Annotated in this window: 8 protein-coding genes; 2 read left to right on the top strand and 6 right to left on the bottom strand. The window is 43.7% G+C overall.

Features of this window, described 5'->3' with window-relative positions:
- The first annotated feature begins 345 nt into the window (after positions 1 to 345).
- The gene (locus tag D081_RS12385; RefSeq protein WP_085024477.1) at positions 346 to 966 is read left to right on the top strand and encodes a hypothetical protein; all 621 of its coding nucleotides are present in this window, start codon (positions 346 to 348) and stop codon (positions 964 to 966) included.
- Positions 967 to 1,946: 980 nt separating this feature from the next.
- Here the strand turns inward: D081_RS12385 and D081_RS12390 are convergent.
- The 4 genes from D081_RS12390 to D081_RS12405 form a co-directional block, all read right to left on the bottom strand.
- Positions 1,947 to 2,816 (bottom strand): lipopolysaccharide assembly protein LapB, encoded by an 870-nt coding sequence (locus tag D081_RS12390; protein ID WP_085024478.1) that lies wholly within the window; start codon positions 2,814 to 2,816, stop codon positions 1,947 to 1,949.
- A 150-nt stretch (positions 2,817 to 2,966) separates the two neighbouring features.
- Positions 2,967 to 4,424: a hypothetical protein gene (locus D081_RS12395; protein ID WP_143272213.1), complete on the bottom strand. Its 1,458-nt coding sequence runs from the start codon at positions 4,422 to 4,424 to the stop codon at positions 2,967 to 2,969.
- 114 nt (positions 4,425 to 4,538) lie between these two features.
- On the bottom strand, positions 4,539 to 5,273 hold the full coding sequence (locus D081_RS12400; RefSeq protein ID WP_085024480.1) for a hypothetical protein: 735 nt from the start codon (positions 5,271 to 5,273) through the stop codon (positions 4,539 to 4,541).
- The gene (locus D081_RS12405; protein ID WP_085024481.1) at positions 5,197 to 6,219 is read right to left on the bottom strand and encodes a DNA cytosine methyltransferase; all 1,023 of its coding nucleotides are present in this window, start codon (positions 6,217 to 6,219) and stop codon (positions 5,197 to 5,199) included. The genes D081_RS12400 and D081_RS12405 overlap by 77 nt, the downstream gene beginning before the upstream one ends.
- Before the next feature lie 200 nt (positions 6,220 to 6,419).
- On the opposite strand from D081_RS12405, the gene D081_RS12410 reads away from it, so the two are divergent.
- Entirely contained in the window at positions 6,420 to 7,001 is a 582-nt protein-coding gene (locus tag D081_RS12410) for a hypothetical protein (RefSeq protein WP_085024482.1), read from the top strand.
- Between the two features lie 55 nt (positions 7,002 to 7,056).
- Here D081_RS12410 and D081_RS12415 read toward each other — a convergent pair whose 3' ends face one another.
- Both D081_RS12415 and D081_RS12420 read right to left on the bottom strand, forming a co-directional pair.
- On the bottom strand, positions 7,057 to 7,275 hold the full coding sequence (locus D081_RS12415) for a helix-turn-helix domain-containing protein (RefSeq protein WP_085024483.1): 219 nt from the start codon (positions 7,273 to 7,275) through the stop codon (positions 7,057 to 7,059).
- Between the two features lie 238 nt (positions 7,276 to 7,513).
- Positions 7,514 to 7,960 (bottom strand): Lrp/AsnC family transcriptional regulator, encoded by a 447-nt coding sequence (locus tag D081_RS12420; protein ID WP_085024484.1) that lies wholly within the window; start codon positions 7,958 to 7,960, stop codon positions 7,514 to 7,516.
- Positions 7,961 to 8,231 lie beyond the last annotated feature (271 nt).

The following is an 8,231-nucleotide window of genomic DNA, read 5'->3' on the forward strand; positions in this document are numbered from 1 at the left end:
TTCCATTTCAGTGGGTCGTATTGGTAGTCCTTCTAACTACCCAAACTTCATCTTTGGTTAACACATTATACCATAATGCTGATGGTGCATACCATTCAGTTTTATGGGTGGGTCGTATGCCGGGTGGTGGGGTGGCGACGCGAAGCTAGTACCTTTAGGTGCGCTCTCTTTTCAGGGCTGTGTGCTGCCCCGTCATCCGGCTGGTGGGGGCGACGCAAGCGAAGCGAAGCTAGTACCCGAAGGGTAGGTCCCGTGAGGGATTCAGTAAAGATAAAAAGATAGCAGGAATTAGCCACTGTTTTATAGAATGATATGTAATATCATATTGGACGGAGGTTGATTATCATGAAATTGGCAAGGTTTTTGGTTGCACTTTCTGTGCTGGCTTTATTATTCACTGGTTGTGGTTCCCAGGCATCTAATCAGCCATCTAATGATAATTCCAAAGAGGTGCCCCAACAAACCCAGGAATCCAGTTCTTCATCCAGACCTTCCCACGAGGCCAAATATCAGCCTTTACCTAAAGACTTTGATCACGAGAAATATAATATAACCGGCTTCAATTATTTGGAAACGAAAAAAGCCAAAAGACAGGTGGATAATGGTATTTATGTACCTAAGAAACGAATAGATTTTAAAACTTTAGATGATAGTATTTGGATGATACAAAAAGTTATTGCCAGTGATTATTGTATCGAAGTTCGTGCAGTCCGGAGCAATGGAATAGATAAAGGCCGTAATTTTACATGGTTCTTATATGATAATGCCAGCTTTTACGGAAGCCAACAAAATATAGTATCTTTGGGTGGGTATGATGTAAAAGAATTTATACCAGAACAGTTACAAGGCACCAGAGAAGGTGCAAATGAATCAATAGCACTTGTGGCTGCCCACAAAGTTTTCAATCAGTATGGGGCAAATTATAAAGATAATGTGAAATACGATATGGTTATAAATGAATATTGAGGTGATTATTGAGGGGCTGCTTTGGCAGCTCCTTTTATTCTGGGCGGAGGGCGGGGGAGCCCCGTGAGGGAGAGTGGCCACGAGTGGCTGGTCAGCTTTCGATAAGTGTGATTATCGGAAGTAAACTACGGCTTACTTTCGATAATCGTAATACACTTATCGGAAGCTCACCAGCCCGCCTTATGAGGTAGGACGGATACAAAAGCAGACAGGGGGAGTGCGAAGCACGGCTGGGTGCGAATACAAAAGTCCTGCCCATACTCATAGTAGAAAATATAGGAGTGTCACAATTTACCACACAGTACGCCCTAATCCGCATAAATACTGGATTCTTGTAAAGTGTACTGCCACAGTATTGCCGCAGTACTGCCATAGTACCGCTCTATACCGCTAAAACACTGGCTCTATACCGCTAAAACACTGGCTCTATACCTTCCACCGTACTGCCATCATACTGCCACTATACCTTCCACTGTACTGCCATAGTACTGCCACAACACCGTCAAAGCCCGCCACCAGTGGTGCAAAGCTGGTCCCCGAAGGGAGCGGCGGCTATTTATAGCGGCCGCCTACTGGCCCTGTAGTAGACGATAGCCCCTACACGGTGAATGGGTATGGACTCATTTCAGGACATAAGAGGCCATACTCGTTCATCCGGAGATAACCTTGGAGCCGGGGGCGGCGGCTATTTATAGCGGCCGCCTACTGGCCCCGTAGTAGACGATAGCCCCTACACGGTGAAAGGGTATGGACTCATTTAATGCGGAACGAGGCCATACGCTTTCATCCGGTCGATACACTGAGAGCCGGGCAGACGGGAAAGAGGGGCGGCTGGACGTATGGTAAGCCGCCCCTCTTTCACGGCTCACTTCCATCAGTGGCACCCAGTAGTGCAAGTAGGCCCCGGCTTTCAGGTATCGGAAGCAGCTTTTAGCTGCTGGAGTCTGAATGCCGGGGCCATGTTTGTGGGTGGCTTCCTTTTATACACTTATAGCTGTATCTGTTTCTGTTTCTGTTTCCATTTCCAATTCTTCTTTCAGCTGGTCCAGAGTATCTTTCACATTCTCCGAGCCTGTCATTTCATAAAGGATGGAAAAGAAATAAACTGCAGTTTCCTTATCACAATCTGATGCGGCTTTGTTCCCCTGTTCAAGAACAAAATCAACTATTTTGCTGTTATAGGACAGTGGAACATTGTACTTAATTGAATATGTCTCCATATCCATCAATGTAGGAACTTCAGTATTTTGATTCAATACCAGCATGGCAGTTTCTTTGTCGGATAAATACTTTCTGTCACCATCCCCCCAGTCTGAACATAAACGGTAATATCCAAGGGCTGCAGAATGGACTTCAATTTGGTCCATATACCAGCCGAAATAGTAATAGCAGTTACCAATATTTTTCTGATGGAAAGACCATTTAAGGGCTTCTTCAGCACATTTGAGGACTTCTTCCTTATCCCCATAATGGCTTTCCCATTCAGCCAGCTGCAGATGAATAGCCGGGTCAACAGGATTCCAGTGCAAGGCCGTAAGCAGGGCCTTTTTTGCTTTTTCCTTGTCTTTTAATTCCATCAGTGCGGAGCCATAAGCCAGGTATAATTTGGAAATTGGCTCAGAAATATTGCAAATATCCTTCTTTGGCTTCTCAAATTTCTTATACAAAAGCTCCTCGAGATCTTCATTAAAGGAATGGTATTCCGTATCTTCATCGTCCTTATAAGGCTCTGATTTCTCTACTGTTTTCACCAGTTTATCAAGAATCGGCAGTGCCTTATCAAATTGGTTGATATCCATTTTTGTCTGGGCTTCACACAGAGCCTCATCCAGCTGCAGCTTATCCTCCATAAAATCATCCCCTTATTTTTATTAGCGTATATTCAATGAAACATCATAACTTACAATTACAATATCAGAACAAGTTTAAATTTTCCTTAAAAAGAAAAAATCCCGGCTCTGGTGATTAAACCAAAACCGGGGCTGAGTTATACGTTATGTTTATTCCCCTATTTTCATCAGCATATCATCAACACTATTAGTGCAGAATATGATTTTCTTGCCTTTCTTCTTGGCCCGCTCGGTTATCTTGTACCACTGGGCATGGGCCATGTAGTCCGTTTTAATGACTATCACATCGACCTTGTCTATGATTTTGACATCAAAGCCGTAATTATCCGGGTCAATGATGGTAAAGTCCGGGGCGGCCTTTCTGACTTCCGCCTGCCAGTTCGGGTGGCCACCAAAGACCACGGCCTTTTTATTCTTGGCTCTGGCCAGAATTTCCTGTCGGGCGGCTTCGTCCATTTCCCCAGTGTCCTTGGTGTCGGATGCCGCCCCTTCATCAAGGAGCTGCTGGAGAATTTTCACCCGCTCCGCCATTATGGCCATATCCTCATCATGCTGGGCGGTCTTTTTCTTGGCACGATCCAGCTCCAGCTGTATATCATTCAGGGCCTGTTGCTTTTCCTCGTTCAGCTTCTCCAGCTCACTAATTCTGTGCCTTGCCTTGGAAAGCTCACGACCCAGACTTTTCTGCTGTTCAGTTTCCCGAACAATACCAGCATAGGCATCCACAATGGCCTCTGCCTCATGGTAAAGCCGTGCAAAGCTACGCATATAGAGTCCTGCTACATAATAGTGGTTGATGTCCTCGGGGCGGCAAGCACCTTTCTCCATGTTCAGAGTTATGGCATTAAAAATGTCCTGGAGTTCTTTGTTGGTAAACCTTTCACTTTCATACATGGAAGCCGGAACATTATCCAGCTGGGCAAAATCCCACATCATGGTATATAACCCCGCCTCAGGACTTTCCGGATTAAGACGCGCCCCTATATCTTCTAGGCTTTTGCCTCCACAAACCCCGGCCGTGCTTTCCATCAATTTCTTGACGTTTTTTTCCTGCTCAAAGTCCTTCACAAAATCCCGACCAATATCGGCAAAGTCCCGCATATAGGCATATTCCTTGCCCTCTACCACCGGCACTACTCTTTCATAAAGCTCCGAATCATCGTCAGGCTCCATATCGTACTTTTCACAGAAATACATATACAGCCCATAGGCATCATGCAAGCGGTCATCAGATTTTTTCTGGCCCACACGCATGGTGTAAAAGACTTCTTCCATGAAGCCGTGGTCAAATTCAAGTCTTTTGGTGTCCTCAAAAATATTGTAAATGGACTTAAACGCCCGGCTGGCCGCCTCAAACATTTCCTTGTCCAGTGCTTCATCCGACTTGGCCACCTCAATTATGCCCAGAGCCTTAATGACATTCATGCGGATGGGAAGCCTGTTGCCGGTAACAAAACGACTTTTGAAGCGGCTGTTTTTCTTGGCCGCCTGATAATACTTATCTTTGTCTGTATCATATTTGCTGTCAATGAAACGCATCATTTTCTGGCTGCGGGCAAAGGCCCCGGCCAGCAATGCGTCATTACAGTAGGTGTAACCTTCCATCATTTAAACCACTTTCTTTAAAAATGTCATATTTTATATCTTCAAGACAGATGGAGCTTTTTCCTGCTAAAAAAGAAAAAGTCCTGGCTAAAAGCCAGGACAATTTATATACTGCTATCATTTGAGAATATCAATCCATTCATCAGAAAAGTTTATGGCTTTCAGGACATCCTCTTTCTGCAGTGTCGGTGGTTTGCGTAAAGTAAATTTGACGGCTTCTTCCGGCACCTCTGTATGGATGGTAAACTGCGAGCCGTGAGGCTGCCATGTGAAGCAAACCTTATCATCACGGTCCAAGCCCAGAAGGTTGCCATTGCTGTTTACGATCCAATGGTAGTCAGTGGTTCTGTACCTTGTGGTTTCTTCCTCAAATAACCGGTATGAAAGCAAATCGTAACTTCTGACCAATACAGAGGTTCTAAGTCTGCTATAGTGGTCTGTTGCAATATTTATTCTTTCGTTCCATATATTCAAAACAGCCTCACCTGTTTTTTGAACATCCTCATGTGGGTCAGTAATGCCATAGGAATAATCCGGGGAGCATCTTCCGCTTATCAGCCGGACCGTTTTGCTGGCAAATGGGTCCTTCACTTTTACTGTTTTCATGGACCAGCAATTTTTATCCAGCACAACATCAGCAATTCCAACAGGGGAATCAAGATGCGTTCCCCCTATAGCATCAGCAAAGGCATCGCCCCAGTCATTTCCGGAAACATCTTTTCTTCCGATGTAAATCAAATAGACCAGATACCCGCCTATCTTTTTCACCAATTCATCAGGAAATATATTCAAGGGGTATATAGTCTGGGTTGTTAACCGCTTTGAATCCCTTAATTTTGGCCGCATTTCCATTCTTTTTCTCCTCCGCTGCATTATATTCCTTTAATGATGTAATCATCTGCTTCGCAACAGCTTTTATGACAGGAACTGCTACAGAATTACCTGTCTGCTTTTTGATTTTTCCATAGGGAACAACAATTTTGTAAGTATCAGGGAACCCCTGTATACGCAAAAGCTCGCGTTCCGTTGGTCTGCGTTCATCATTTATCAAGATGTAATTAGCCGAAGCACCCGCACGCAATGCCGAAGAATAAGGATGCGGCGTATTGGAGCCGGACATATTTTCATGAGATATATATGGTTTTGGATAATTCTTGTCTTTCAGTCTCTCCAAACGTGATAAGCGAATTTCATCCCTAACATAATATTTCTCATCCACATCTGTTTCCAATATATCAGATAGTGTTTTTCTTTCAGATAATTCAACAGGCTCCGGGAACTCAAACTTAACATCATCAAGGAAACCAACTATGATAATGCGTTCTCTTTTTTGAGGAACCCCATAATCCAGGGCATTAAGAACCTGTGCATAAACATGGTAACCCAATGCTTCCAAGTGTGTCCGTATAACATGAAAGGTCTTTCCATTGTCATGGGAAACCAGATTACGCACATTTTCAAGCATAAAAGCCTTTGGCCGCTTTATCTTCAATATGCGCTCTATATCAAAAAACAGTGTCCCACAGGTTTCATTGGCAAAGCCCTCTTTTTTCCCGATTATGGAAAAAGCCTGACATGGGAAGCCGCCCAGCAATATATCAAAATCAGGAATAGTCCATGCAGGAATTTTTGTAATGTCACCAGCCGGATGTTCATGAAAATTTGCTTCATAAGTTTTGCAGGCATCTTCATCAAATTCACTGGAAAAAACGCATTTTCCGCCCACACTTTCAAAGCCTAATCTTATGCCGCCAATACCGGCAAATAAGTCAATGAAGGTGAAGTTATTCCAATTCATTTTATTCACTCCTCGTTCTGTCAAAAGAACAATACAGTTAATTATAACATACGGCATTACCCGCTTCAAAATTTGCTGTCCAATTTTTGTATTAAATGCCTCTTATTGTCTTGAACCCGAACAACAATTCTGTTATCATTATTATACAAAACATACATTCCATAATCAAGAATTTATTTCCACAGAAAGGAGGATTTTCCATGGTTCTATACCGGCCCCGGATGGCGGATTATCATGAGGCCATGCGCCACATCAAGATATTTGACGAAGTGCAGGATTTAAACAGATATGTCGTGAATTTTCACAACCTCTACAACATAGCTGCAGCCACCAAGACGGACTTCCTGCTCCACGGTGACGGCCGGGAAATGAACGATGAACGGAATGGCTGGAAGCACTCACGTTACATTTTTCTCGGCAACACGCCCCTGGGTATTTTCGATTCCAGCACCCTGCGGGACATCAAAAAGCCCCGGCTCCAGATAAAAGAGGATGATAACGGCGGACTCAGCTGCCAATTCCAACTAACGGACAAGGAATACATTTTCTTTCTGGGCATCGGCCTATGGCAGACCACCAGCCAGTGTCAGGGCTTTCTCTGCCGCCAGATGGGGCATCCTATTTTCCGGAAGGATGACATCCCCATCACCCGTGAAGCCTTCACTCAGCTGCTTACCAATTTCATTGCCGAAACGGCCATAAGGGAAATCCAGACCGCCGAAAAGGCCACCCAGCTCCGGAACAAAACAAATACCAGCACAACCCCCAATAATGACCATTAAAAAATGGCGCACCGTAAAAAGTGCGCCATTTATAGTAGTTCCCCCAAACTACCTTTTACTGTGCCTTGCGGATATAGTCATCTTGATCCAGCAATAAATCCATGGAGCATTTATAATATGCGGCCATCCCCATGACCTGCTCAATGGTTGGCTCGATTATTCCTGACTCCCACTTGTTGTAGATATCCTCATCCACACCCAAATGCCCGGAAACATCCTGCACGGATTTCCCCCTTATCAGGCGAAAGCGTTTAAAAACTTTCCCATAATTCATTATGAAATTCCTCCCTCTTATTTACTGGCTGGACCACCTATAAATCCTCTCCTTTTTATAGGCTAATGGTCCCTAACACCACGAATAATAGTATAAGAGAAACCTCATTATAATACAAATTGCCAACGATTTATAATCCTAACCATTTTTCCCTTTTCTGTTTCAATTATCACAGAATGGCAAAATAGTGTTTATTTTCTAAGCGAAAAGCCGCATAAACTCTGGGCTGCGCCTTATTTTATAACAAATTGGCAAAATATTTATTTTTTTGATTTAACAAAAGGCTGCTCTCCATATCCAGAACCGATGGCAGGGAATTGATATCCCTAAGTATATGCTGCACATGGTTTGTATCCTTGGCCACAATATGGATTACATAATCAAAATGTCCAGTAGTGGTGCCGTACCATGTCACAAAATTCTGCCGGTCCAGATACTCCTGAAAGCTGTCCCACTGGTCCGCCTTTTTCAGCTTAACCATAGACTGCATGGCCACAGGATAAGCCTCATTGAATTTCTCCCCCGGTGTCACGGTAAATCCACCGATATATCCTTCGTTCTCCAAACGGCGCACCCGCTCGCTCACGGCCGGCATGGAAAGAGCCACCTTGGCCGACAGCGCACTGATAGTAGTCCGGGCATTCATGCAAAGTTCCTTATAAAGAGCCTTATCAATATCATCCATTTTTATAGGTCATTCCTCCTAGATTATTTTTCACACGATATACTATTATAATGATTTAATAAATTTTGTCTAGTGTTTTTATTTTTTCTTTAACAAATGTTAGTTTTTTTAAAATAAACCGTAAATCCTGGGCAAAATCTTCAAAAATAAACAGCAAACAAAAAAGGTGCCCTGCTTTCACAGAGCACCCCTATTACTTTTTAGAAATTATACTTTAATCCCACGCCGCCAGTGAGGCCCCGCTTCTTGCCAGCAAAGGCTGTAAGGTTAA

Origin of the sequence: Anaerovibrio sp. JC8 (assembly GCF_002100115.1) — a bacterium.
In the GTDB taxonomy this organism is placed as follows: Bacteria; Bacillota; Negativicutes; order Selenomonadales; family Selenomonadaceae; genus Anaerovibrio.

Coding starts and splice junctions, on each gene's coding strand:
- D081_RS12400 (WP_085024480.1), bottom strand. CDS start 5,273: ATGGAAATGCGGCCAAAATTAAGGGATTCAAAGCGGTTAACAACCCAG.
- D081_RS12395 (WP_143272213.1), bottom strand. CDS start 4,424: ATGATGGAAGGTTACACCTACTGTAATGACGCATTGCTGGCCGGGGCC.
- D081_RS12385 (WP_085024477.1), top strand. CDS start 346: ATGAAATTGGCAAGGTTTTTGGTTGCACTTTCTGTGCTGGCTTTATTA.
- D081_RS12405 (WP_085024481.1), bottom strand. CDS start 6,219: ATGAATTGGAATAACTTCACCTTCATTGACTTATTTGCCGGTATTGGC.
- D081_RS12420 (WP_085024484.1), bottom strand. CDS start 7,960: ATGGATGATATTGATAAGGCTCTTTATAAGGAACTTTGCATGAATGCC.
- D081_RS12410 (WP_085024482.1), top strand. CDS start 6,420: ATGGTTCTATACCGGCCCCGGATGGCGGATTATCATGAGGCCATGCGC.
- D081_RS12415 (WP_085024483.1), bottom strand. CDS start 7,275: ATGAATTATGGGAAAGTTTTTAAACGCTTTCGCCTGATAAGGGGGAAA.
- D081_RS12390 (WP_085024478.1), bottom strand. CDS start 2,816: ATGGAGGATAAGCTGCAGCTGGATGAGGCTCTGTGTGAAGCCCAGACA.